Consider the following 25,696-nt stretch of genomic DNA (forward strand, 5'->3'; position numbering starts at 1 on the left):
AGCACCGTCAGCACCGCGCAAACCAAATCCTAATCACTCGCAGAACAGCACAAAACTTTCCGCACTATTCGACAATGTATAGGCTCAGGGGTCATGTCAGAGGAACTTGGCTTGAGGCGGGCAGGGGGATGTGTCAGAGGAACCCAGCTTGAGCGGGGCAGGGCGTGCGCGTAGTCTGCAGGGATGACCCAGAAGCGCAGCCCGTTCCGATATTTCAAGACGTCACCCGAGATCATCCGCCTCACGGTGATGCTGTATATTCGCTTCCCCCTGTCGCTCCGGAACGTGGAGGACCTGTTGCACGAGCGGGGTGTTGAGGTGAGCCACGAGACAGTCCGGTACTGGTGGAACAGGTTCGGGCCGATATTCGCGGCCGAGATCCGGAAGCGCCGGGTGCAGAGCATGCGATCGAGCCAGTGGCGCTGGCATCTGGACGAGATGTTCGTGAAGATCAACGGCAAGCAGCACTATCTGTGGCGGGCCATTGATCATGAGGGGGAGGTGCTGGAGAGCTTTGTCACGGTCACACGGGACAAGGCTGCGGCGTTGAAGTTCCTCAGGAAATCGATGAAGCGGCATGGTCGACCCCGGGACGTGGTGACCGATCGTCTCCGCAGCTACGGTGCCGCCCTGAAGGATATGGGGCGGGGTGACGATCGCGAGATGGGGCGGTGGATGAACAACCGCGCGGAGAATTCACATCTGCCATTCCGAAGGCGGGAACGGGCGATGCAGCGCTTCCGGCAAATGCGATGTCTGCAGAAATTTGCCTCCGTCCACGCCTCGGTTCACAACCACTTCAACCAGGAACGTAGCCTCTCCTCGCGCTCGATCTTCAAGCAGAACCGTGCCGCCGCCCTCGCCGAGTGGCGCGGCCTTTTCGCGGCCTGACGGGTCAGCTTGCCTGCCCTTGCGGAGACCGTGTCGCATTAGTCTGACAGCACCGCCATAGACGGTGGAATTGGCCACGCCATTTCCGCCCAGCCGGTTCGAGCCATGCGCGCCGCCGGCATCCTCGCCCGCCACGTAAAGCCCTTCGAGCGCGGTGCGGGTATCCACATCGACCACAACGCCACCCATGAAGTAATGCGCGGTCGGCACCACCTCGACCCGGCCACCGGCCAGATCGAAACCGCAATCGGCGCAGCGTTTGACCATGCCTTTGAATTTCTCGGTCACGAAGTCCGGGCCGAGATGCCCCATCGAGATGTAGACCCCACCGTTTTCCGAGGTGTTGCTTTTGCGCATTTCCTCGTAAATGCCACGGCTGACCACGTCGCGCGTGGCGCGTTCGCCCTTGCCGTCGTAATCGAACATGAAGCGATTGCCGGACCCGTTCAGAAGATGCCCGCCAGCCCCGCGCAGCCCTTCTTCCAGAACCGTGCCGGTCATCCTTGTATGATCGCCCGCCAGAAGGCCGGTGGGGTGAAACTGTACCATTTCCATGTCGCGCAACGGCAGGTCCGCGCGCAGCGCCATGGCAAGCCCGTCCATCGTCTTGTCGCCCGAGGGCGTGTGATACTTGTACATGGTCGGGCCGCCGCCGGTGGCCATCAGCACGGTCTTGGCCCGCACGAAGCGGAAGCGCCCGGTGCGCATGTCGATCATCAGCACGCCAGCCAGCGCGCTGCCGTCGCGAGTGGGGATCAGGCCGATGGCGCGGTGTTCCTGCAATTTCTCGACGGGGCGCGAGAGGACCTGTTCCATCAGGCGGTTGATGATTTCGATGCCGGTCAGGTCGCCCTTGTGCACGGTGCGATCGGCAGTCTGCCCGGCAAAGGCCTTTTGGTGCAGGGTGCCGTCGGGGTTGCGGTCGAAGAAGCAGCCAATCTCGTTTTCCAGCTCGTGAATGCGGATCACGGCCTGCTCACACAGCCGCCAGGCCATGTCCTGATTGGGAAGCCACTTGCCGCCGTTGATCGTGTCCATGAAGTGCCGCTCGACCGTATCGCCGCCGCCAAGAGCGACGTTATAGCCGCCCTGAACCATGCGGGTGCAGCCGCATTTCCCGATCAGCCCCTTCACGGCGATGGTGATTTTCGTCCCCTCGGGCGCGGCCTGTTGCGCGTGCAGCGCGGCGAACAGGCCCGCGCCCCCGGTGCCGAGGATCAGGATATCGGTGTCGTGATGGTCAATGTCAGGGCGCATGGGTCAGATCGCATTCAGGAAAAAGGAGCCGGACACCAGAACCGCAACGCCCACGGCGGCGGCGGCCAGCGTTTTCTGGCTGTTGCTCCAGGGCAGGAACTCCAGCGCCAGAAGGCGCAGCCCGCCGAACAGGTGGACCGCCAGCAGAAAGACCAGCCCGAATTCGGCCAGTTTGACCATGGGCAGTTCGGTCAGCGCAAAGAAGCTGTCCAGACTGTCGGGCGCGGTGATGGCCCTGGACAGGGTCCAGAAATGCAGCGGCAGGAACAGCGCCAGCGCCAGCCCGGACAGGCGGTGCAGGATGAAGGCCAGCCAGAGGGGGTGCGCGCGCGGCGGTGTTTTCATGCGAAGGTCACGGCCCAGACGGCGCGTGCTCCGAGTGTAAAGAGGCCAAGGCCGGTGGCCCATGTGAACAATGACAACGCCATGCCCCGGAGCCCCACCCATTCATGTGCGATCACCCGCAGGCCGATGGCGGCATGTACCGATACCGCCAGGACGAACAGGCCGTAAAACGCGAACCAGAAGGCCGATCCCTGGGTGCGGCCAAGGATTTCCGCCACGCTGAGCCCGCCCTGAATGGCATAGATCATCACCGCGATATGCCCCAGCACGAGCGGCGCCATGATCAGCGCCGACAGGCGCTGCGCCATGTATAGCCGCAGATCAAGCATCCTTGCGCCTCAGCAGGGCATGGCGCACCGTTTCGCGTTTGACACCGGCGATGGCGCTCATCGGATCGAGCTCGTTCGGGCAATATTGCGTGCAGGAGCCCATCGAGTGGCAGTTATGGCAACCGCCCGCGCCCGACACCGCATCGAGGATGGTGGCCCGCGCGCCATCCCTGGTGTCGTTCAGTAAGGTCCAGGCACGTTGTAGGGCGGCGGGGCCGAGATATTCGGGATTGCCCGCCACCGTATCGCAAGCGGCGTAGCAGACCGCGCAATTGATACATTCGATCCCGGCATTGGCCTGCTTGCGCGCCGGGGTGGTTGCGTCAATCGGTTCGATCGGGTCCTGCCGGGACTGGGTGGGGTGATGTAGCCCCTCCGCCGCGACCCATTTATCGAAAAACGCGTCCATATCGGCGGCCAGGTCCTTGATGACCGGCAGGTTGCGCAGCGGTTCGATGGTCAGTTTTCCTTCATCCACCACCTTGCCCACATGGGTGCGGCAGGTCCAGCGGGGGATGCCGTTGACCATCATCGCACAACTGCCGCACATGCCGACACGACAGGCGAAACGATAGGTCAGGGTGGGATCGGAATGGTGCTGAATCCAGCTGACCACGTCCAGAACGGTCTGGTTGTCGTGCGCCGGAACCTTGTGGGTTTCAAGTTCGCCGCCCGCCGCGGTGCCGCGCCAGACCGTAACGTCGAGTGTCTGTTCCGGCTTGGACAAAAGAGGGCTCCGTCGCTGAGTTCAGGTTCGGCGACCAGTTATATTTCCGAATACAGCTAACAAAAAGGAATAAATTCTTAGAGTTATCGTTAGTTTTTCTAACGGTTTCCTACAGTGCTGTCGGTACGATTCCGGCGATGATGTCCCCGGCGTCCAAGAGGATATCCTCGCGGAACTGGTTCGCGACCAGTTGCACCCCGACAGGGCGGCCCTGTGCCGTTCCCGTGGCGACGCTCAGTCCCGGAAGCCCGAGGAAGGGCAGGCCGATCTGAAGCGCCTGCGCGGCGATGATCGCTTCGAATTCGGATTGGCTGATCACGTCGCGCAGATCGTCAAATGGCAATTCGCCCGAGACCGGGCACAGCATCACCGGGTAATCGGACAGGAAGGCCCGCCATTGCCGCATGAGGCGCGAGCGGCCGCGCAATGCCTCCAGCACCGCGGGCGGTTCGGACTCGGGCACGATGGCCTGAAGATAGTCGTAGATCGCCAGCGCGTCGGGGTCGTCCTCGTCGATGATGGCGTCATGCGCACCGATGCGCATCTCCGACAGCCACAGGATCAGTTGCAGGCGCATGGCCTCGTGGACGGGCGGGGTGTCGACCTCGTCGATTTGCCAGCCGGCCGCGGCAAGGCGCGAGGCGGCGGCGCGCAGGGCGTCCTTGACCGGGGCGTCGACCTCCATTCCGTCGGGGGCAAGGCACAGGGCGGCACGTCGGGGCAGGGTGGGGCCACGCAAGGGGGCGGGTGTGTACCACGGATCGCGCAGGTCGGGCTGCGCCATGGCGGCAAGCGACAGCCGCAGATCGGGGATCGAACGGGCCAGAGGGCCGGACACCGCCATCAATTGGGCGCCGATATTGCGGTCGGGCGCCGATGTGTTGAAGGCCGGAACGCGGCCAAGCGACGGGCGCAGGCCGTGGATGCCGCAGGCATAGGCCGGGTAGCGGATGGAGCCTGCGATGTCGGTGCCATGCGCCACGGGGCCCATCCCGGCGGCCACCGCCGCGCTAGCCCCGCCCGACGATCCGCCGGGGGTGATCCCCGGAGCGCGCGGGTTGGTCGTATGGCCATGCAGGGAATTGCGGGTGAACCAGCGCAGGGAAAACGCCGGGGTGTTGCTGCGCCCGACGATGACCGCCCCGGCCTTGCGCAGGTTCGACACGACGGGGCTGTCCTGCGTTGCGATCAGGTTGCGCTGGCGGCGCAGCCCGTTGGTGGTGGCATGGCCCACCTGATCGGTATTGACCTTGATGGTGACCGGAACACCGGCCATCGGCCCGGTGTCCAGCCCCTGGGCGCGGGCGGCATCTATTGCGTCAGCAGCGGCACGGGCTTCGTCATCGCAGCGGGCGACAATGGCGTTGCACTCGGCATTCACGGCGTCGATGCGCGACAATGTGCTTTCGGTCACCTCGCGGGCGCTGACATCGCCACGCTGAATGAGTTGAACCAGTTCGGTGGCGGTCAGGGTCCAGAGCGGCGTCATGCGGCGCCCACCTGCCATTCGGTGCCGGGCACGGCGGCCAGCAGGTTGCGGGTGTATTCGGCCTTGGGGTTGAGGAACACCTCGGCCACCGGGCCGATCTCGACCAGCTTGCCGAATTGCATCACCGCCACCCGGTCACACAGTTGCGCCGCCACGCGCATGTCGTGAGTGATGAACATCAGCGACAGGTGAAGGCGCTGTTGCAGATCGCGCAGCAGTTCCAGAACCTGCGCCTGAATGGAGACATCCAGCGCCGAAACGGCCTCGTCTGCGATGATCAGGTCGGGGTCCATCGCCAGGGCGCGGGCGATGCCGATGCGCTGCCGCTGCCCGCCCGAGAATTCATGCGGATATCGGTCGGCCGCGCCGGGGTCCAGTTCGACGATTTCCAGCAATTCGTGCGCGCGCGCCTGGGCCTTGTCTTTGGGCACGCCTTGCACGATCGGACCTTCGCACAGCGCGTGCAGGATTTTCTTGCGCGGATTGAGCGAGGCGTAAGGGTCCTGAAAGATCATCTGCACGCGGCGGCGTGCGGTGCGCAGTTCGGCGGGGGACAGGGCGTTCATGTCCTGCCCGTCAAGGATCACCTCGCCGCTGTCGGCTTCGACAAGCCGCACGATGGCGCGGCCCACGGTGGATTTGCCCGAGCCGGATTCACCGACGATACCCAGAACCTCGCCCCGGGCGATGCTGAACGATACGCCGTCAATGGCCGTTACGCTGCGCGTCGGTTTGAACAGGCCGCCAGAGGTGACGAAAGTCTTGCGCAGATCGCGGACTTCCAGGACCGGCGGTTCGGTGACCGGCTCGGGGGTGGGCACGCTATCCGAGGGGATCGCGTCGAGCAGGGCGCGGGTATAGTCGTGCTGCGGGTTGCTGAGCACCTCCCGGGCCGCGCCCTGTTCGACGATCTCGCCATACCGCATGACGATCACCCGGTCGGCGATCTCCGCCACCACGCCGAAATCATGGGTGATGAACATCACCGCCATGCCGTGGCGTTCCTGGATCGTCTTGATCAGGTCGAGGATTTGCGCCTGCGTCGTCACGTCGAGCGCCGTGGTGGGCTCGTCCGCGATCAGGATCGCGGGGTCCAGCGCAAGGGCCATGGCGATCATCGCGCGTTGGCGCTGACCGCCGGACAGCTGGAACGGATAGGCGCGGATGATCTTTTCGGGGTCGGGCAGGCCGACCTCGCGGATCAGGGCCAGAGCCTTTTCGCGCCGTTCCGGGGGTGTGTGACGGTTATGGGCCTCGAACACCTCGGCGATCTGATCGCCGATGCGCATCAGCGGGTTGAGCGCGGTCATCGGTTCCTGAAAGATCATGCCGATCCGGTCGCCGCGCAGCTTGCGCCGCTCGGTATCGGGCAGAGCGAGCATGTCACGCCCTTCGAACTGCGCCACGCCGCGCGCGACCTCGACCTGATCGGGCAACAGACCCATCAGGGCGTTGGCGGTCATCGACTTGCCCGACCCGGATTCACCGACGACGCACAGGATTTCACCGGCATTCAGATCGAAACTGATATTCTGGACGGCATAGTCACGGTCAGCCCCCGGAGGCAGGGAGATCGCGAGGTCCTGAATGGAAAGAACGGCATCCATGTCTCAGCGCCCCTTTCTGGCCAGACGCGGGTTGAGCGCGTCGTTCAGCCCTTCGCCGATCAGGTTGAGGGACAGCACCGTCAGCAGGATCGCCACGCCCGGAATGAAGCTGAGCCACCAGGCCGAGCGGATCACGGTGCGCGCGGCCCCGATCATGTAGCCCCAGCTCATGATGTTGGGATCGCCAAGCCCGAGGAACGACAGCGAGCTTTCCAGCAGGATCGCCGTGGCCACCATCAGCGAGGCCATGACGATGATCGGCGACATGGCATTGGGCAGCACATGGCCGAACAGGATACGCGTGTTCGACAGTCCCGCCAGACGGGCGGCATCGACGAACTCGCGTTTGCGCAGCGACAGCACCTCGGCCCGGACAAGGCGGGCGACGGGCGGCCAGCTGACGATGGCGATGGCCAGCGTGATCGTGGGCAGGGTGGGTTCCAGAATGGCGACCAGAACGATGGCCAGTGCGAAATTGGGGATCGTCTGGAAAAACTCGGTAAAGCGCATGGCGCCGTCATCGATCAGCCCGCCATAGAACCCGGCGAAGGCGCCGAGCGGCACGCCGATCAGCAATGCCACAAGGGTTGAGACCAGCCCGACGATCAGCGATACCCGCGCCCCGTGCACCAGTCCCGCCGCGACATCGCGGCCCAGTGTGTCGGTGCCCAGCAAGAAGCCATCGGTGCTGAACGGTGGCAGGAAGGGCCGTTGCACCATTTTCCACGGGCTGTCGGGATAAAGCAGCGGTGCGAACACCGCCAGCAGGACAACGGTGAGCAGGATGATCAGCCCGATCAGTGCACCGCGGTTGCGGGAAAAGCGTTTGAGGAAATCCATCATTGTCCTGCCTCCTCAGATTCGCGGGTCGATCAGCCGATAGACGATATCGGTGATGATGTTGAATGCGATGACCATCGCCGCCGAGACAAGGAACACGCCCAGAAGGGTGTTGTAATCCCGTGCGGTCAGGCTTTCGAACATGAGCCGCCCGATGCCCGGCCAGGCAAAGACGGTTTCGGTCAGAACCGCACCGCCCACCAGTTGCCCGGCTTGCAGGCCCGCCAGCGTGACCACCGGCAACAGCGCGTTGCGCAGGATGTGGCGGCGGCGGATCGTGCCCTCGGCCAGACCCTTGGCACGGGCGGTCTTGACGAAATCCATCTGGCTGACTTCCAGCACCGAAGAGCGTGTCATGCGCAGATAGACCGCCATGAAGAACAGCCCCAGCGTCAGCGCTGGCAGGAACAGGTGTTTCAGCCGGTCCGGGATCATTTCCAGCCCGGTGAACCCCGCGCCGACGGTTTCGTAACCGAAGGCGGGGAACCAGCCCAGCTTGACCGAGAACAGCACCACGGCCATCAGCGCCACCCAGAACAGCGGTGTGGCGTAAAACAGAAGCGCCATCGAAGTGATCGCCGTGTCACCCCACTTGCCCTGACGTGCCGCCGCCGCCAGCCCGAAGGCAATGCCCAGAAGCAGCGACATGCCGAAGGCGGTCAGCGTCAGCAGCAATGTGGCGGGCAGGCGGTCGAGGATCAGGTCCAGGACCGGCATTTGCTGACGATAGGAATAGCCCAGATCCAGTTGCAGAACGCCCGAGACGTAATTCCAGAACTGGACGTAAAGCGGCTGATCCAGCCCGAACTGTTCGCGCAGTTGCTGGATGAATTGCTCGTCCGCGGCTCCGGCTTCGCCAGCCATGACCATCGCCGGGTCGCCGGGCGCGGCGTGGATGAGAAAGAAATTGAGGATGACGATCAGCAGGAGCGTGATCACCGCCTTGGCGGCGCGCCCGAATATGGCGGCGGCAAGTGTCATATGGTCAGCCTGACGGTTTGTCGTGGAACGCGCAATGCGCGACAGGAAGGACCGGCCCGGATTTCAGTCCGGGCCAGCCGGTAAAACGCGCGGGGCGTTATTGCTTGATCCAGGCGTCGCGCGCCCCGTCGTTCACGCCGATGGCGGTGGTGACGAGATCCTGAACTTCGCAACGATAGATCGTCGGGAACTCGATTTCGAGCAGCCACGCAACGGGGACGTCATCGACCAGTTGCTGCTGAATCTTCGTATAGATTTCCTGACGTGCCTCCGGGGTTGCGCCAACGGCGGCCTCGGCGAACATCTCGTCCAATTCCGGGTTGTCATAGCCAGCGACGTTGTTCCACGGGCTGCCCTTGGCGATGTTCGAACTCAGGTAGCTGCGCGCCACGCCAAGCGCCGGATCACCGTACTGATAGAGGTAGGTGAAGGCGATATCGAAGTCCCATTCGGCCTGTTTCTGGTTCCAGCCCGCCACATCGGTGGCGACCATTTCGACGTTGATGCCGACCTCTTCGAGGTTCTGTTTCATCGCCTCGGCCCAACGCTGCCAGGTTTCGCCATAGGGCAGGGGCAGGATGCGCACCGGTGTGCCGTCATAGCCCATCTCGGCCAGCAGTTCCTTGGCCTTTTCGGGGTCCTGATCGTACATGACCGTGTCGTCGGTGTAGAAATTGGTCTTGGAGGACACGGGGCTGGTCGCGACCTTGCCGAAACCGTTCCAGATCACGTCTTTCACGAATTCGCGGTCCATCGCGTACATGACGGCCTTGCGGAACAGTTTGTCCGAGGTCGGGCCTTCGCGGTTGTTCATCCATGCCATGGCGTGCGGCGCGAAGTATTCCCAGCCCTTGCCGGTCGAACAGACGTTGTCCATTTCGGTCAGGCGCTTGACGTCCCAGTTCTCGACCGACCCGCCGGGCAGAACATCGACCTCGCCATTTTCAAAGGCGACGGCGCGCGAGGCGGCATCGGGGATCACCCGGTAATAGACTTCGTCCAGATAGGGTTGCCCGTCGAGGTAATAATCCTCGTGCTTGACCAGGTGAATATAGCTGCCCTTCTGCCATTCCTCGAACTTGAAGGGGCCGGTGCCGATGGGCGTATTGTTTGCGGGGTTCGTGGCGAAATCGGTGCCTTCATAGATGTGTTTGGGGACCATCGGCATGGTGCCGGCCTCGAACACGCCGATGAAGGGGCCGAAGGGGTTCTTCATCTTGAAGACGACGGTGTGATCGTCCGGCGCGGTGATCGTATCGACATGTTCAAGGCTGACGCGCAGGCGCGCATGGGTCTCGCGCAGGAATGTATCGACCGAGAAAACGACATCTTCGGCCGTAAAGGGTTCCCCGTCATGCCATTTGACGCCTTCGCGCAGGTGGAAGGTGTAGGTCATGCCGTCATCCGAGATTTCCCAGGACTCGGCCAGCGACGGCTGCGGGTTCAGATCGGTGTCATAGCGCAGCAGGCTTTCATAGATGTCGCCCGCGACAAGCTGCGTGGGGCCGTTCTGAACCAGGCCCAGCATCAGGCTGGGCGGTTCGGGCTGCACCACGATGTCGAGGCGCCCGCCTGCGTCTTGGGCCATGGCCGGAAGGGCCAGCCCGAGGGACAGCAAGGATGCGGTAACGAGGTTCTTCATCTGTATCTCCCAATTGGAATTGTCCGGCGCTGTATCACCACCCGCCATTTCGGGCAGGCAAGCGTGATCGCCAGTGTTTTCCTTTTGCGCTCTGCCGGTGTCCCGATCTTTTGGCGCAGTTGTGATCGTGCGGGGATTTGACTGTTAGCGCAACCCTCCGCTGACACAGGTTCGTCGTGGGGGTGCGCAAGAGTCAAGCAAAATTGTCGACAGGCGACAATTTGAAGGTTACCGTTGAACCATGACGCGTCAGAAGCAGCCACTTTTCGAACCTCTTACGCGCGATGCCCTGTCACAGAGGATCGCGCAGATGCTGACCGATGCGATTGTATCGGGCCGTCTGAAACCCGGCGATCGGGTGGCGGAATCCGTGATTGCACGGGATCTGGGCGTCAGCCGCGCGCCGGTGCGCGAAGCGGGGCGGTTGCTGGAAAGTGCGGGTTTGCTGGTTTCAAAAGCCAATCGCGGGTTTTTTGTGCGCACGATCGATTCCGAGGATCTCGATTCGCTGTATGAACTGCGCCTGTGTATCGAGCGCGAGGCCACGGCGCGTGTCGTTCGCGAAGGGCGAAGCGGCGAGATCATTCCGACATTGCTGGCGCAGATCGACGAGATGGTCGGTTTGTCACAGGACAGCCAGTTGATCTATCAGATCGGTATCGACCTGAAGTTTCACCGGACAATCGTGGAACATAGTGGGAACCGCCGCTTTCTGGCCGTCTTCGACAAGCTGGCCTCGGAAATTCAGGCCTGCACGGCGCTGATCGAAAGGGTGTTCGACGAGCCGGGAAAGGTGGCGCGCAATCATTATCTGATCGTCGACGCGCTGGAAACCGGGGATGAAATCGCCGCACGCGAGGCGATGGATTATCATATCGGCGTCGCCCGTGAGGCTGTGGTCGGCCATTTTCGCAAGCTCGAAGCCGAAAGCGGCGCTCAGGTTTGAGCGCGGGGGATACGGCTGGCGGCGCGGGCCAGTTCCGTAATCCGGTCCCAGTCTTTGGCCAGAATGGCATCGGGTGGAGCGACCCAACTGCCGCCGACGCAAAGCGTATTGCGCAAGGCCAGGTAGGACGGGGCGCTGTCCGGCGTTATCCCACCGGTCGGACAGAACGACACCTGCGGCAAGGGCGCGCCAATGGCTTTGAGCGCAGGCACGCCGCCCGAGGCTTCGGCGGGGAAGAATTTCAACATGTCATAGCCGCGCTCCAGAAGCGTCATGACTTCGGTTGCCGTGGCTGCCCCCGGCAAGACGGGTAGCGCGGCGGCTTCGCAGGCGTCGAGCAGGTTCGGGGTGCTGCCCGGCGAAACGGCAAAGCTTGCTCCGGCGGTCTTGCAGGCCTTTACGTCTTCGGCTGTCAGGACCGTTCCGGCCCCGACAATGGCGCCCTCGACCTGGGCCATTTGGGCCATTGCGTCCAGCGCGGCGGGGGTGCGCAGGGTCACTTCGAGAACGGGCAAGCCCCCGGCGACAAGCGCACGCGCAAGCGGTGCGGCGGTGGCGGGATCGTCGATGACCAGAACCGGAATGACCGGCACGAGGGTGCAGAGCGCACGGGTCCGGCGGCTGATCTCTTGCGGGGTCATCAGGAGGGCTCCTGCGGGAAAAGAGAAGACGCACCAAGCGTTGTCGAGCCGGTGGATTGGCGGAAAAGCTCGAACAGTTCGCGCCCGGTTCCGTGTGTATTGGCCGACAGGTCCGGCGTGGCCGGTGCGCGATCGAGCGCGCCATCGTTCAAAACGTCAAGCCGCCCGGCGCGGGCATCGACGCGCACCACATCACCGTCCCGCAGCCGCGCCAGGGGGCCACCAAGCGCGGCCTCGGGGCTGATATGCAAGGCGGCGGGCACCTTGCCCGAGGCCCCCGACATACGCCCGTCGGTGACAAGCGCGATACGCAGCCCGCGATCCAGAAGGACCGACAGGGTCGGTGTCAGCCCGTGCAACTCGGGCATTCCATTGGCGCGCGGTCCCTGAAACCGCACGACGACCACGCAATCGCCGGTGAATTCGCCGGCGCGGAAAGCGGCCTTGACCTGATCCTGATCGTGGAACACGCGCACCGGGGCTTCGATCACATGCAGATCGGGATCGACAGCCGAGACTTTCATGATCCCGGTGCCAAGATTGCCCGACAGGTCCTGCAATCCGCCGGTGGGTTGAAACGGGTCTGTTGCAGGGCGCAGAATTCGGTCGTTGCCGGTCTGGCCGGGACCATCCCCCCAAACGGCCACGCCATCTTTCAGTTTCGGCTCCTGCGTATAACGGCTCAGGCCCGGACCGGCGACCGTCTTGACATCGTCATGTAGCAATCCGGCCTGCAAAAGCTCACCGATCATGAACTGGAGGCCGCCCGCCGCATGGAAATGGTTCACGTCGGCCAGACCGTTGGGATAGACCTTGGCCATCAGGGGCGTAACCGACGAAATGGCGGCGAAATCCTCGGGCAATAGGATGATACCGGCTGCGCGGGCCATTGCGGGCAGATGCAGCACCAGATTGGTCGAGCCGCCCGTCGCCATCAGCCCGACCATGCCGTTCACGAAGGCGCGTTCATCCAGCACGTCGGCTGCGGGTGTATATGCGTTGCCAAGCGCCGTGATCGCCAGCACGCGTTCGCTTGCCGCCCTGGTCAGCGCATCCCGCAACGGCGTGTCGGGGGTGACGAAACTGGAGCCGGGCAGGTGTAGGCCCATGAATTCCATCAGCATCTGGTTGGTGTTGGCGGTGCCGTAGAATGTGCACGTACCGGGGCCGTGATAACTGGCCATTTCGGCGGCCATCAATGCAGTGCGGTCTATGTCTCCGGCAGCGAATTTCTGACGCACCTTGGCCTTTTCATCGTTCGGCAGGCCCGATGTCATCGGCCCGGCAGGCATGAAGATCGCAGGCAGGTGGCCGAAGGTCGCCGCCGTGATCACCAGGCCCGGAACGATCTTGTCGCATACGCCCAGAAACGCCGCCGCATCAAACGTGTTGTGGCTCAGCGCGATGCCCGCCGCCATCGCGATCACGTCGCGGGAGAACAGCGAAAGCTCCATACCCGGCTGGCCCTGGGTGACCCCGTCGCACATCGCCGGAACGCCGCCTGCGACCTGCGCCGTGCCACCGGTTGCGCGTGCGGCCTGTTTGATCAGGTCGGGAAACCGGTGAAATGGCTGATGCGCCGACAGCATGTCGTTATAGGCGGTCACAATGCCCAGGTTGGGGGCGCGATGCGTGGCAAGCCGGTCCTTGTCGCCGCCCATGGCGGCATAGGCATGCGCCTCGTTCCCGCAGCTCAGATGTGCCCGGTTCGGACCGGTTTCGCCAGCACGACGAACCCGTTCGAGATAGGCGTTTCGATGCGGAGCAGACCGTTTTCGGATACGGTCGGTGACGTCCTGAATGATCGGATTGATCGGCATTGGCGGGTCCGGCTGATGCAAATATGCGCGTTAGCGATAACATATCAGCCGGATCAATGGGTTTCAAACGGAACCGAAACGATCGACCCTGTAGGGGGACAGATCGACATTGGGCCGGATGCCACGAACCAGATCGGCCACGATACGGCCTGTACGCGGCGCCATCATCAATCCGTAATGCGAATGGCCGAACGCCGCAAACAGCCCTTTGTGTCCGGGAACCTCTCCGATTGCGGGCAGGCTGTCGGGAAAGGAGGGGCGCAGCCCGCTCCAGGTGGTTTTCCGGGCGATGTTCAGGCCGGGCAGCATGTGACCGGCGACGGTGGCGATCGTTTCGGCCCGGCGCGGATCGGGCTGTGCATCCAGACCGGCAAATTCTGCCGTTCCGGCGGCGCGCAGGCCGTCCTCCATCGAACTGGCCACGAATTTCCGGTCGGTATCCATGACCGAGTTGTTCAGCGTCACGCCCGGATCGGCGAACATCACATGATAGCCGCGCTCAGCCTCGAGCGGCAGTTTCAGCCCCAACGGGGCCAAGAGGCGGGCCGACCATGCCCCTGCCGAAACGATCAGCCGGTCGGCATGCAGGGTTTCCCCCGTGCAATCGAGTGTCCAGCCGCCTTGCGGATCGGGGCGCAGATCGCGGATCTCGGTTTGCAGCACCTCCCCGCCCATGGTGCGCAGTTTGTCGGTAAGGACCTGCATGATCCGTCCGGGCGAGGTGGCGCGGGCTTGCCCGTGGATCAGTACCGCCGCGCGGAATTCGGGGGCGAGATCGGGTTCGAGATCATGGAGATCGGCGGCGCCGATCCGCTCCACCCGCGCCCCGGCCACGCGGCGCAACTCGCTGTCCAGCCCACTGTCGGTGACCATCGCGGGATCGCGGCTGGCCAGAACGTAGCAGGCGCTGCGGACCAGCCCCTCATGGCCCGTGCCGGACAGGTGGTGGCGGTACATTTCGATGCTGCCCGAGGTCAGGTTTGCCATCGCGGCAGAGCTTTGGCGCGCTGACGTTTCGGTGCCGTTCCGGATGAACCTTAACGCCCACGGCAGGAAACGGGGCAGGTGGCGTGCGCGTATGGTGACCGGGCCAAGAGGGTCCAGCACCCAGCCGGGAGCCTTTTTCCAAATGCCGGGCATGGATTGGGGCACCACGGAAAAAGGCGAGATCACCCCGGCATTTCCGCTGGATGCGCCGCTTCCCGGCGTATCACGGTCTATCAGGCGCACGGGCACGCCATGCCCGGCCAGTTCCAGAGCCGTGCACAGACCGACGGCGCCGCCGCCCAGTATGGTGACGGGCCGATCAGTGTTCGGTGGCATTGTCGACGATCCCGTTAGCTCGTTTGCGAAGAAACTGGGGCAGGGCGACCAGCACAATGACCGCAAGCGCCAGAAGGTCGCTCGACCCGCTTGGGGCGACCAGCAGCAAACCTCCGGCAATCATGAAGAACCGGGACAGCCCGCCCATACGGTCGATGAAATACCCGGCCACCGCGGTGCCGATGGCAAACACACCCGCCGCACAGGTCAGCGAAACCTGGATGAAGGATATCAGGGTGAAATGTTCGGGCAGGACGATCAGGATCGTGGGCGCATAGACAAAGACCATTGGCACCAGCAGCTTGCCCAACCCCAGCGTAAAGGCGTTCAGGCCCGTGCGGAACGGGTTGGACCCGGCGATGCCCGCAGCCGCATAGGCCGAGGCGCAGACCGGTGGGGTGATTTCGGAAATCACGCCGTAATACAGCACGAACATATGCGTCGCCAGCGGCGGCACGCCAAGCTGGCTGAGTGCGGGCGTCGCGACGGCCACCAGCATGATATAAAGCGCCGTGGTCGGCAGGCCCGCCCCCATGAGGATACAGGCCATGGCGATCAGAACCAGCGAGATGAATTGCTGGAGCGAGGGTTGCATGAAGGCCTCGACCGGAATCCATCCGATGACCCCATGCAGCCATGTCGCGATATCCGCCGCGCCGTTCGTGACCATAAAGCCCATGCGGAAGCCGACGCCGGTGGTGTTGATAACCCCCACGACGATGCCCACCGCTGCCGAGGCTGCCCCGACCGCGAGGGCATATTGAACACCCACATGGAAGCTGTCGATCAGATCCCTGAAATCCTTGCGCTCGTTCCGGTGCAGTGAGCCGAGGATGGTGAGTGCCGCAAGGATACCGGCAAGCGTGGCCGAGAAGCCTTCGCCGCTGGCGGGGGAGGCCTTCCAGAATATGAAGGCCAGTAACGCCAGTGGAATGGCCAGTGTCAGGGGGCGGTCAAAGGCACAAAACCCCACCACGATGCACAGGGCCAGGCCGATAAAGGCCGCCATGTTGGGCGAATAGCCCGAAAACAGAACGATCAGCAGGGCAATCAGCGGGATGATCGTATACCAGCCATCGCGCCAGACCTGCATGAATTTCGGCAACTGATCCTTGGGGTAGGCGTGCAGTCCCAGCCGTTTGGCGGTGAAATGCACGATCGAGAGGACGCCGATGTAATGCATCATGGCCGGCACGATGGCTGCGATCACGATGGTGGTGTAAGGCACCTCGAGATACTCGGCCATGAGGAAACTGGCCGCGCCCATGATCGGCGGGGTGATCTGTCCACCTGCCGACGAGGCCGCCTCGACCCCTCCGGCAAAATGGCCCGGATAGCCCATCTTTTTCATGTTCGGGATGGTCAATGAGCCGGTGGAAACGGTATTCGCGATGGAACTTCCCGAGATGGTTCCGAAAAAGGCCGAGGACACCACCGAGACCTTGGCCGGCCCGCCGGTATAGCGCCCGGCCAGCATCATGGCGTTGTCGACAAAGAACTGCCCCAGCCCCATGCGCTGTGCCACGACGCCGAAAAGGACGAAGTGGAACACCACGGTCGAGACGACCCACAGGGTGATGCCGAATATCCCCTCGGACGGGAAATACATGTTGTTGACGAACTGGCGCCAGTCGACCCCTGGGTGTTGCAGGATTTGTACCGGCATCGACGGACCGAACAGGGCGTAGGCCATGAAGACGAGAATGATCAACGGCAGCACAAAGCCGATGGTGCGCCGCGCGATTTCGAGAGTGGCAAAGATCAGGACGGTTCCCAGGATCACGTCGACCGTGGTCGGGTTGCCCTGACGCAGTGCCTGTTCGGGAATGTCGAGTCCAAGGATGTCGAGGCCGCGCCAGCTGATCCACAGAAACAGCGCAGCCAGTATTGCCGCCAGTGAGATTGCCCAGTCGTAAAGCGGAACATTGCCCGGTTTCAGTGGTCCTGCGCCGTCATAGGAGAGGCTGGCAGGCGTGCGCCGCACGGGGAAATAGATGAAGATGAACAGGAAAAGCCCGGCCAGATGAATGCCCATATGGATATGATCCACCGGCGTTCCGAACCCGGCGGTCCAGACATGGTAGGCCGCGAACAGGATCGTTATCCAATAGATGGCCCGTGTCAGGGTTGGCCCGTTGTCTCGGGTATTGAGGGCGCTGTCGTATTTCTTTTCCAGCTCTTCGAGCTGCTTGGCGTCCAGATCCGTGGACAGGCGGTCACTGGCCATTCGGCAATTCCTCGGCAATAGGGAATGGCGGCGCGCTTCGGGCGCACCAGAGAAAACGGGCCAACCTGATCAGGCTGGCCCGGTGCTGCGCGGACTTGGTCAGTCCAGCATGCCCGCTTCTTTGTAGAAGCGTTCGGCCCCCGGATGCAGGGGCACGCCGATGCCTTCGACACCGTCAAGCGCGGTGTCCAGAGTGATCACCTTGGCCTTAGGGTGGCCGTTGTCCATCAGTTTGCGTGCCGTGTCGGACCACAGCGCCTTGGTGATCTCGTAGATCAGCTCTTCGTCCTGATTGGCGTTGGTCACCAGAATGCCGGAAACGGCAAGCGTATCGACGTCATAGTCGACGCCCGGATAGGTACCTGCGGGGATCATCGACTTGATGTAATACGGCACGGCCTCGTTGCCAGCTGTCAACTCTTCCTCGCTCCAGTCGTAAAGCTCCATGCCCTTGGTGTTATCGAGCTGGATCATCGCGGCGACCGGGGTGCCGGCGGCGTAGAAATAGGCATCCAGCTGACCGTCGGCCAGCCTCTCGGCGCTTTGGGTGTTGTTCAGTTCGGCCTCTTCGATGTTGTCGCGGGTGATGCCTTGCGTCGCAAGGATCAGTTCAATCGCGATTTGCGTGCCGGAACCGGCCTGCGCGATACCGACGCGTTTGCCTTCCAGATCGGCCAGGCTGTCCAGTTTCGCGCCTTTCGGCAGGACAAGGTGCAGGTCTTCGGGGAACAGGTTGGCGATCACGCGCAGATCGGGCTTGGCGTTGCCTTCGAAGACATCCGTGCCGTTATAGGCGAAATGCAGTGTTGCGGCACCTGTCAGGCCCGCTTCCATCTGACCGGCCTGCACGGCGTTTACGTTGTGGGCTGATGCGTTGGTCGATTGCGCGATGGCCACCAGCCCCGGCACGCCGCAGTTGCCGCCTTCTTCGCAGGGGCGCGACCCCGGAGGGTTGGAAATGGCATTGGCGATAATCCCGCCAATCGGGAAATAGGTGCCGCCCGCGCTGCCGGTGCCGATGCGGAAGAACTTCATGTCCTGCGCCGCGGCGGGCAGGGCCATGCCAAGACCGGCAATTGCTGCGATGGTGAAATTTCTGAGTCGTCCCATTGTGTGCATATCTCCCTGAGGAATGATTGATCCTGCGCTTTTTGGGGTGCGCAGTTGTTCAAACAGGAGCGACCGCCCCCGTCCAATGGCACGGTGCACGCTGCGGATCATAAACACAAATCGAAAATTTTTTGAATATTATAAAAAGTGCTTATATAAGGTGCCCATGAATCTGTCCCAACTCAGCGCCTTTCGCGAAGTCATGCTGTGTGGCACCGTCTCGCAGGCGGCACGTAACCTCGGGAGAACGCAGCCCGCCATCAGTACCGCGATCGCTTCGCTGGAGGATGAACTGGGGATGCCTCTGTTCGAACGCCGGTCCCGGCGGTTGCACCCCGTGCCCGAGGCGCATTACCTGCTGGCCGAAGCCACCGAGATCATCGGCCGCATGGATACGGCTCGGGAAAACCTGCAAAATCTGAAGGCGCTGACGCGGGGCGAATTGCGACTGGTGGCCATGCCCGGACCATCGGTATTCCTGTTGCCGCGTCTGGTCAGCCAACTGACCCATGACCGGCAGGATATCCATGTCACGATCCTGACCCGCAGTTCGCCGCAGGTCCATCAATTGATTTCAACACAGTCTTATGACCTGGGCATTGCGGACCTGGGAGAGGACTTCGCCGGATCGTCGCAACTCGTGACGATCAAACCCACCGCCACCCTTTGTCTGTGTGCGGTGCCTGCGGACGATCCGCTGGCCTCGAAGCCGGTGATTACCCCTGAGGACCTGAATGGCAGGCCAATGGCCACCCTCAATGAACGGCATGCAACCTATCGCGACACCAAAGACGCCTTTCATCAGGCGGGGGCCGTGTTTCGGCCACGGTTCCAGACGCAGTATTTCATCCCGTTGCTGAACTTCGTCGAACTCGGAGAAGCCTGTGCCGTGGTCGATGTTCTGAGCGCGGAAAGCTATCGGCAATATCGCGGGGTCCAGGCATGCGGTATCGCGTTCCGACCGTTCGAGCCGAAGATCGAAGTGGGGTTCAATGTCCTGACGCCGGCACATCGGCCGCCATCCCATCTGGCGTCGGCCTTCACGGAAATGTGGATCGAGGAAGTGCAACGTATCAACGCCGTATTTTGAGGCGCATTTGTCGGGGCATGGCTGATTGCCACATGCCTGCGGTTCCGCCGCCCCTCCGAAGGTGAACGCCGATATGGTAGACTTGTCATCAATCCCGAAAACCGATCACTGGAAAAGGCCGATGCGATGACGATCTATCAGGACAGGGAAGATGCTGCGCGGCAGGTTCTCGAAGCCCTGCCGCCCCTCATGGACGATGATATCGTGGTGCTGGCATTGCCTCGTGGAGGGGTGCCCATTGGTGCGGTGATCGCCCGCGCGCTCAACGTGCCTCTGGATTTGCTTCTGGTCCGCAAAGTCGGCGCCCCGCAAAATCCGGAACTTGCGATAGGAGCAGTGACGGGGCCGGGGAATGACGGCCTTGTGGTCAACGAGAGCGTTGCACAGCTTTATGGGTTGACCCGCGAGGATGTCGCAAGACTGGCCGAGCCCGAACTGGATGAACTGGAACGCAGGCGGCAGGCGTATCTGGGGCAAAGGCCCAAAGTGCCGGTGCGCGGGAAAACCGTGATTCTGGTGGATGACGGTATTGCCACAGGCACCACAGTTCGATCCGCCCTGGTGGCATTGCGGCAGCAGAGGCCAAAGCGCATCATTCTTGCGGTTCCGGTTGCCTGCGCCGATGTTCTGGCGGACCTGGAGAATCAGGTCGACCGCATCGTTTGCCCGGAACCCCATTTGCATTTCGGTGCCGTGGGCGGGGCATATCGGGTGTTCGATCAGGTTGCCGATTCCATGGTCATCGACCTTATGCAGCAGGATTTTGCGACCTGATTGTTCGACATGAAAAACGCCTGTCGAACAGTCTGAACCCCTCGCAGGTCCGGCGACGGCATCTGAGCAAAGGAAAGGCTCAATAATCTTTCTCGAAATAGATGCCGATGCCGGTGCTGCCTTCGGAGTCGAGCCGCCCCTTTACAGTCACACTGCGCGAGAGGTCGAGATTCAGGTCGATCTGCTGATTGCCTCCGCTGTCTGCACTGATCTCGGAGTAGATGTTCTCACTGACATAGGCCCCTGCACTGAGCTGGGTCGATCCGTCGTCGGCTGTGGTGACGTCGAGATTGCTCAGGCCGACGGATTCCCGTAGCCCGCCCAGCAATCCATCGTCCATACGCCCGGCGAGTGTTGCGACCGCCGCGGCCAGCTGCGCGGCCTGGAATGCGGAAATCTTGTCCAATCCCCGGCCAAAGATCAGTCTTGCGACGACCTCTTCCTGCGGAAGGTCGGGTGTCGAGGTGAAAGTTATCTCCGGCGCGCTCGCCAGGCCATCGATAACAACGCGCAGAGTGGCATCTTCGGACTCCGTACTTGCCACAAAGCGCAGATACGGATCGAAAGCCCCGCGCAGGTCGATGCGCCCTTCGTCGAGGATCAGGCGTTTGCCCAGAATGTCCAGGCGACCTCGGATGAGTTCGAACATACCGCTCGGCACCACGTCATTGGTCGTTCCGGTGACCCTGATCCGTCCGCCGAGTTCCGCATCGAGCCCGCGCCCCCGGACGAAAATACGGTTGGGCGCAGAAATGGTCAGATCCAACGCCAGAGCGGGCCCGGCCGGTGGCTCTTCCTCCTGGATAAGGCCGGCGCGGCGGCGGGTCGTGGTCACGTTTGAAGGTTCTCCGACATGTCGAATTTGCGGAAGCAGACCGACGCTGGCAATCGTGGAAGACGGCACGCGAATTTCGGTTTCATCCAGTTGCAGTTGCCCGCCGATCCTTGCGCCGCCCAGCAATGGCCCATTGACCGTAACCATGCCGCTGACCTGTGTCGTGTAGAGATCGGGATCGCTTTGGCGCAGGGCATTCAGCAGGATGGACAGGTCGGCAGGATATGGCGCTGCCAGATTGATCGGCCCGCGTAGCAAGACCGATCCTCCTTCGCGACCGTCGGCGCTGATTTGCAGGTTGGCGCGTTCTCCGGTCAGGTCGATGGTTCCGTTCATATTGGCGAAAGCCATCGACAACGAAGGAAGCGCGACACGCCCGTCGGTCAGGGTAATCCGCCCCGAAGCCGAGGAAAGGGCGGGGGCTCCGGCGATACGCAAATCAAACCGGGCCATGCCGGAGGCCGACCGTGGCGCTATGAAGCGATTTGCCAGTGCAAGCGGCGCGTTTCCGTTCATTGTCAGGTCTAGTGACTGGCCATGGTCCCGGATGGTTCCCGAAACTTGTGCCACCGTACCGCCGGGGCCGCTGGCGTTCAGGTCGACGGCGATGTCGCGCCCCATGTCGTCACGCAGGCGAACGGTGCCGCGCGCTTCGGCCGGGCCGTCAAGACCGTCGGCCAGAAGGCCGAGATTGGCCAGACGGGCCGTGATCTGGACCGGCGCGCCAGCCCCGGACCCGTTGGCATCGACCGTCAGGCGCGGGGTGTCGAGCCGAAGCGTGCGAAGGTCGATCATACCGTCTGATCGCGACGCATCCAGCCGTGCGCTGACGGTTCCGGTCAACAAGTTGTCCAGCGACGCAATGCCGCTGCGCAGATTTTGACCGTTCAACGTGGCGTCGATCATTGCAGTATCGCCTTTGACAGCGCCCTCGCCGGTTGCCTGCAATGACAGTTGCCCGGCCAATGGACGGCCCGCCAGTCGCGCAAACCGTGCGAGGTCGGCTGCCTCGAGCGTTGCCGTGCCGTTGACGGGCAGGGCAGGGTCCGCTGGATCAAGCTGCCCCGTGGCGGTCAGGGTCGCATCGGCCACCTGTGCGTTCAGTCCGGTCAGGGTCAGGCCGCCGGATTGTGTCCAGCCGATATCGCCCGTCACGCTGGCCGGGCCGGCAAGGCGTGGTTCGACCAGAGAAACATCGCTGAGCCTCGCATCGACGTTCAGCGTTCCCGAGGTTTCATCCAGCCTGCCTGAAATCAATGCCTCGACCGCAGAACTATCGACAGACAACCGTTTCAGAGCGGTGCCGGTTTCATCGCGCTGCACGGCGATGTTCAGGCGGGTTTCGGGGACCAGCAAACGGTCAAGGCGTGGTTCGCCAATGGCCAGGGCATTTGTCGTTGCGTCCAGGTTCAGATCGAACGCGCCGCCCAGGATCGCCGCTGTTCCGGACAGGTTCGCCTCGGCACTCCCTGCAAGGTCGCGCTCTGCAATGGCGGCAAAGCGCGTCAGGTCACCTGCCTGAAGCGTGGCGTTCCCCGAGACGGGAAACCCGTCTGCAAGCCCGTCTACATTGCCAGTTGCGGACAGGGTCAGGTCACCGCTGGACAGGGCCAGGTTACGGATATGGAACGGCTCGCCATCGCGCCAGGAAAATTGCGTCCGGCCTTCGGGGGCGGGGCCGATCGCCTGGGCGAGCGCGGGATCGTCATGCTGCAACCCGCTGAGCGCGAAATTCATATCGCCCGATACCTGGCGGACCCCCTCCAGCACGATACGCCCGTCTCCGGCGAGTTGCGCGTGTTGCAAACGCAGACCCTCCTGCTGCAACCCGACCATCTGTGCGGTGGCTCGCCATGTTTCGCCCAGTGACGCATCATACGCGGCGCTGATCTGCGCCGTTTCAAGGCGCAGGGGAGGTCCGGACACCGGCAGGCGGACAAGTCCCTCACCGCCAAGGCTGCCATCCAGATCGAAGCGCACCGGCCATCCGCGCGAATCCAGTTCCAAACCGCCGGAAAGTTGCAGTTGTGCCGTCTGCAAGGTCATCTCTTCCAGCACTGTTCCACCGCCAGCCGTGCGCCATCCGTTCAGCACAAGACGTGACCTGGCACCAAAAAAGCGGCGGAGTTCGGACGTAAAGAACGGCCGGATATCCCCACCCAGACGAGCCGCGAAACGACGGGTAACGGCATCTTGCGTGTCGGGTGCATCCGGTGCCTGGGAAACTGATTCGGTCGAGACAGTTCCTCCGAGACGCTGCACACCATTGCGCGTCAATGCAACCCGTGCCTCATAAGCGTCAATTGGGCCTTCTCCTGTCACGCGAAGCCCGAGTGCGGGGCGTTCGGGCAGGTTCAACACGCCCGAAAGGATGCCGCCCTGATCTTCGGTCAGGTCCAGATCAAGGGCCAGAATCCGGGTTTCGTTGCTATATTCCGCTTCGAGCGTGAAGGTGTCGTTGCGCTCCAGACGCTCGATGGTGAGGGTCGCATCCCCCGCGCCTCCGGCCAATGACAGCGCGCCTTCCGCAGAAAAATCCGCCGCCTCACCCAAAATCGGTGCCCCGAGCGCGACCTTGTCCGCACGCAACTCACCAATCTGGACCGAAACCGGCAGATCGGGCAGGGCAAAGGGTTGTGCGACGGCATCCTCGGTTTCGACGCCTCCTTCGGTTTGAGGCAGGCGCGGTATAAGGATTTCCTCGGCGGTCAGGCGGTCGACCTCGAGCCGCCCGCGCAACAGCGCACTGCGCGTCCAGTCGAGCGTCACCCCGCGCAGAGTGAGCCATACCCCTTGATCGTCGGCAATGGTCATCTCCTCCAGCGTGGCCTGCGACGACAGGGCACCGGCAAAGCCTTCGATGCGAACCTCGCGTCCGGCATCCGACAGGTTGTCTTCGATGAACCCCTGCAAAAGGCCGCGATCACGGGCAGTTTCGGCGCTGTCATCCGCGTTCTGGGCCCACAGGCCCGTCGCCCAGACAAGGAAGATCGCTATGGATAAAACCGTGCGCATCAGAATGCCTGTCCAATGCCGATATAGAGTTCGACATTTCCGCTTTTGCCGCCATCGACGGGTGTCGCAAGATCGACCCGGATCGGCCCGATGCCCGTGGCATACCGCAGGCCAAGGCCCACGCCGCTGTGCCAATCGCCGTCATCGGTGCTCCAGCTGTCACGCCCGACAAACCCGATGTCATAAAACGCGACGGCCGAGAAATTGCCCTTGAGCGGCGCGCGTATTTCCCCGGAAAAGGCCATGAAAGACCGTCCGCCGATACGGCGCCCTCCACCGAGATCAATCGCCAGGTCCTGATAGGGCTGGCCGCGTACGGTTCCGGCCCCTCCCGAGTAGAACAGCATTCCCGGTGGCAGTTCGCTCAGGCTGGCTCCGCTGACCGAGCCGATTTGCGCGCGTGCGGCAAAAACGAACCGGTCATCTGCGCCAAACCCCCAGTAGCCACGTGCGTCTCCCATTACCCACGTACCGCCCGAGTCGTCGTTGAGACCGACAAAGGGCGTTACGTTCAGATCGACATAATGGCCCTTTGTCGCATCCAGTTGGTCGTTGCGCGTGTCATAGGTCAGGCTGAGCGGCATCAGAAGATGTTCCAGTGTGCGTGTCCCCAGATCGTCGTCGATCTCGGAGTAGCGATAGGCCAGCCCGGCCTCGCCCGTCAGTTTGTCGCTGAAGATATGGGTCAGGCCGCCGCCGACCTGCAGGCTGCGTTCGCGATAGTCGGGTTCGTCTTCCTCGGCCAGGGTCGTTTCGAGGTACAGACCGGTTTCCGGGGTGAAGGTCGCCGGGCGGTCAAAGCGGCCCGACAGGTGATAATCGAGCCCGCCCGTGTCGCCGCCGATGCCTTCGACCGCGCCCTCAATCCGCAGCCGCTCGGCCCCGCCCAGCAGGTTGCGATGCATCCAGAAGGCCGATAGTCCGAACCCTTCGAGCGACGACAATTCGGCCCCGATACCGATCCTGCGTGGCTTGGCATCGACCAGACCGGCCTCGATATCAAGGCGCTGACCGGGGCTGATGGTCTCGGATTCCGCCAGCCTGACCGAACTGAAAGCCCCGGTGCGCCGTAACCTGCGCTCGGCCTCGGCAAGTGCGTCGGGTGAGAATGTCTGTCCGGTCGGCAGCCCGGCTATGGCGCGGATACGTTCGGGGCGGACAGCCCCGCGGTTCATGATGATCAGGTCGCCGAAACGAAGCCTTGGACCCGGATCAAGCCGGACATCGGCGGACAGGGTGCGGCGGGGGTGATTGGCGGTGATCTGTTGGTCGCGGATATCGGCCTTGGCATGACCGAATTCGCGCCATCCGTCGATACCGGCGCGCGCGGCCTCGCTTATCAATCCACTGCGGGCAGGTTCACCCGGTGCAAACCCCTCGGGCAGTTCCGTACTGGGGACGATGGGCGCGATACGTGCGGTGGAAAAAGCGAAGCGAGGGCCGGGCAGAACCAGAATAGCGATGTTGTCGATCCGGGAGGGCGCGGCCAAGGGCGGGATTTCAGCGGCTTCACGTCCGTCCACGGCGATGTTTACCGTGCCGCTATAATACCCGGACTCGTAAAGGACACTGACCATGCGGGCGTAGTCCGCCCGTGCGGCAGCCAGCAGGTCCTGCGGTGTCGTTTCCTCGCGCTCGGCGGTATCTCCGACGGTGGAAACAGCCCGTAACTGATCGGCAAGATCCTTCGGCGCTCCGGGCGCCACAAGACCCCATTCCGTTGCGCAAGCCGTGCCTGCACCGATCCCGGCACCCAGCAGAACTGCGCTGAAAAACTGTCCGATCTTTACCTTGCTACCCACCTGAG

General features: G+C 62.8%; 19 protein-coding genes and 1 pseudogene. 4 read left to right on the forward strand and 16 right to left on the reverse strand.

Translation table 11 applies throughout. The features are described 5' to 3' along the window. Nucleotides 1–183 precede the first annotated feature (183 nt). Nucleotides 184–891, forward strand: a complete 708-nt coding sequence (locus BUB53_RS00005) for an IS6 family transposase (protein WP_073031319.1) — start codon at nucleotides 184–186, stop codon at nucleotides 889–891. Nucleotides 892–942: 51 nt separating this feature from the next. Here BUB53_RS00005 and BUB53_RS00010 read toward each other — a convergent pair. The 9 genes and pseudogenes from BUB53_RS00010 to BUB53_RS00050 form a co-directional block, all read right to left on the reverse strand. Then, nucleotides 943–2,148 (reverse strand): annotated as a pseudogene (locus BUB53_RS00010) (L-aspartate oxidase); the annotation flags it as partial. Nucleotides 2,149–2,151: 3 nt separating this feature from the next. Beyond that, nucleotides 2,152–2,493 carry a succinate dehydrogenase, cytochrome b556 subunit gene (gene sdhC / locus BUB53_RS00015; RefSeq protein ID WP_229709469.1) on the reverse strand — a complete coding sequence of 114 codons (342 nt, stop codon included), beginning with the start codon at nucleotides 2,491–2,493 and terminating at the stop codon, nucleotides 2,152–2,154. Then, on the reverse strand, nucleotides 2,490–2,822 hold the full coding sequence (locus BUB53_RS00020) for a succinate dehydrogenase (protein WP_073031323.1): 333 nt from the start codon (nucleotides 2,820–2,822) through the stop codon (nucleotides 2,490–2,492). Before BUB53_RS00020 ends, sdhC begins: the two co-directional genes overlap by 4 nt. After that, nucleotides 2,815–3,549 (reverse strand): succinate dehydrogenase/fumarate reductase iron-sulfur subunit, encoded by a 735-nt coding sequence (locus BUB53_RS00025; RefSeq protein WP_073031325.1) that lies wholly within the window; start codon nucleotides 3,547–3,549, stop codon nucleotides 2,815–2,817. The genes BUB53_RS00020 and BUB53_RS00025 overlap by 8 nt, the downstream gene beginning before the upstream one ends. A gap of 109 nt (nucleotides 3,550–3,658) precedes the next feature. Continuing rightward, on the reverse strand, nucleotides 3,659–5,038 hold the full coding sequence (locus tag BUB53_RS00030; RefSeq protein ID WP_073031326.1) for an amidase family protein: 1,380 nt from the start codon (nucleotides 5,036–5,038) through the stop codon (nucleotides 3,659–3,661). Beyond that, the gene (locus BUB53_RS00035) at nucleotides 5,035–6,645 is read right to left on the reverse strand and encodes an ABC transporter ATP-binding protein (protein ID WP_073031328.1); all 1,611 of its coding nucleotides are present in this window, start codon (nucleotides 6,643–6,645) and stop codon (nucleotides 5,035–5,037) included. Before BUB53_RS00035 ends, BUB53_RS00030 begins: the two co-directional genes overlap by 4 nt. A 3-nt stretch (nucleotides 6,646–6,648) precedes the next feature. Continuing rightward, nucleotides 6,649–7,488: an ABC transporter permease gene (locus tag BUB53_RS00040; protein WP_200797764.1), complete on the reverse strand. Its 840-nt coding sequence runs from the start codon at nucleotides 7,486–7,488 to the stop codon at nucleotides 6,649–6,651. 12 nt (nucleotides 7,489–7,500) lie between these two features. Continuing rightward, the gene (locus tag BUB53_RS00045) at nucleotides 7,501–8,466 is read right to left on the reverse strand and encodes an ABC transporter permease (RefSeq protein ID WP_073031329.1); all 966 of its coding nucleotides are present in this window, start codon (nucleotides 8,464–8,466) and stop codon (nucleotides 7,501–7,503) included. Nucleotides 8,467–8,563: 97 nt separating this feature from the next. Continuing rightward, entirely contained in the window at nucleotides 8,564–10,108 is a 1,545-nt protein-coding gene (locus tag BUB53_RS00050) for an ABC transporter substrate-binding protein (RefSeq protein WP_073033637.1), read from the reverse strand. 241 nt (nucleotides 10,109–10,349) lie between these two features. On the opposite strand from BUB53_RS00050, the gene BUB53_RS00055 reads away from it, so the two are divergent. Next, nucleotides 10,350–11,054: a GntR family transcriptional regulator gene (locus BUB53_RS00055; RefSeq protein WP_073031331.1), complete on the forward strand. Its 705-nt coding sequence runs from the start codon at nucleotides 10,350–10,352 to the stop codon at nucleotides 11,052–11,054. On the opposite strand, the gene eda is transcribed toward BUB53_RS00055, so the two are convergent. From eda to BUB53_RS00080, 5 genes are all read right to left on the reverse strand, one after another. After that, nucleotides 11,045–11,695, reverse strand: a complete 651-nt coding sequence (gene eda, locus BUB53_RS00060; protein ID WP_073031333.1) for a bifunctional 4-hydroxy-2-oxoglutarate aldolase/2-dehydro-3-deoxy-phosphogluconate aldolase — start codon at nucleotides 11,693–11,695, stop codon at nucleotides 11,045–11,047. The two genes, BUB53_RS00055 and eda, sit on opposite strands and share 10 nt — an antisense overlap. Next, on the reverse strand, nucleotides 11,695–13,515 hold the full coding sequence (gene edd / locus BUB53_RS00065) for a phosphogluconate dehydratase (RefSeq protein WP_073031335.1): 1,821 nt from the start codon (nucleotides 13,513–13,515) through the stop codon (nucleotides 11,695–11,697). The genes eda and edd overlap by 1 nt, the downstream gene beginning before the upstream one ends. A 63-nt stretch (nucleotides 13,516–13,578) precedes the next feature. Beyond that, entirely contained in the window at nucleotides 13,579–14,838 is a 1,260-nt protein-coding gene (locus BUB53_RS00070) for an NAD(P)/FAD-dependent oxidoreductase (protein WP_073031337.1), read from the reverse strand. Next, entirely contained in the window at nucleotides 14,822–17,065 is a 2,244-nt protein-coding gene (locus BUB53_RS00075; RefSeq protein WP_073031338.1) for a TRAP transporter permease, read from the reverse strand. The genes BUB53_RS00070 and BUB53_RS00075 overlap by 17 nt, the downstream gene beginning before the upstream one ends. Before the next feature lie 99 nt (nucleotides 17,066–17,164). After that, on the reverse strand, nucleotides 17,165–18,175 hold the full coding sequence (locus BUB53_RS00080; protein ID WP_073031340.1) for a TAXI family TRAP transporter solute-binding subunit: 1,011 nt from the start codon (nucleotides 18,173–18,175) through the stop codon (nucleotides 17,165–17,167). A 166-nt stretch (nucleotides 18,176–18,341) separates the two neighbouring features. Between BUB53_RS00080 and BUB53_RS00085 the strand changes: the two genes are divergently transcribed. Together BUB53_RS00085 and BUB53_RS00090 are read left to right on the forward strand one after the other, a co-directional pair. Continuing rightward, the gene (locus BUB53_RS00085) at nucleotides 18,342–19,265 is read left to right on the forward strand and encodes a LysR family transcriptional regulator (protein WP_073031342.1); all 924 of its coding nucleotides are present in this window, start codon (nucleotides 18,342–18,344) and stop codon (nucleotides 19,263–19,265) included. Between the two features lie 126 nt (nucleotides 19,266–19,391). Further along, nucleotides 19,392–20,039 (forward strand): phosphoribosyltransferase, encoded by a 648-nt coding sequence (locus BUB53_RS00090; RefSeq protein ID WP_073031344.1) that lies wholly within the window; start codon nucleotides 19,392–19,394, stop codon nucleotides 20,037–20,039. 79 nt (nucleotides 20,040–20,118) lie between these two features. Here the strand turns inward: BUB53_RS00090 and BUB53_RS00095 are convergent, their stop codons facing one another. Together BUB53_RS00095 and BUB53_RS00100 are read right to left on the reverse strand one after the other, a co-directional pair. Then, a complete protein-coding gene (locus tag BUB53_RS00095; RefSeq protein ID WP_073031346.1) occupies nucleotides 20,119–23,889 on the reverse strand; it encodes a translocation/assembly module TamB domain-containing protein in 3,771 nt (1,256 codons plus the stop codon). Next, a complete protein-coding gene (locus BUB53_RS00100; protein ID WP_229709468.1) occupies nucleotides 23,889–25,691 on the reverse strand; it encodes an autotransporter assembly complex protein TamA in 1,803 nt (600 codons plus the stop codon). Before BUB53_RS00100 ends, BUB53_RS00095 begins: the two co-directional genes overlap by 1 nt. Nucleotides 25,692–25,696: the final 5 nt, after the last annotated feature.

It is taken from the genome of Roseovarius pacificus (assembly GCF_900142665.1).
Classification (GTDB): Bacteria; Pseudomonadota; Alphaproteobacteria; order Rhodobacterales; family Rhodobacteraceae; genus Roseovarius; species Roseovarius pacificus.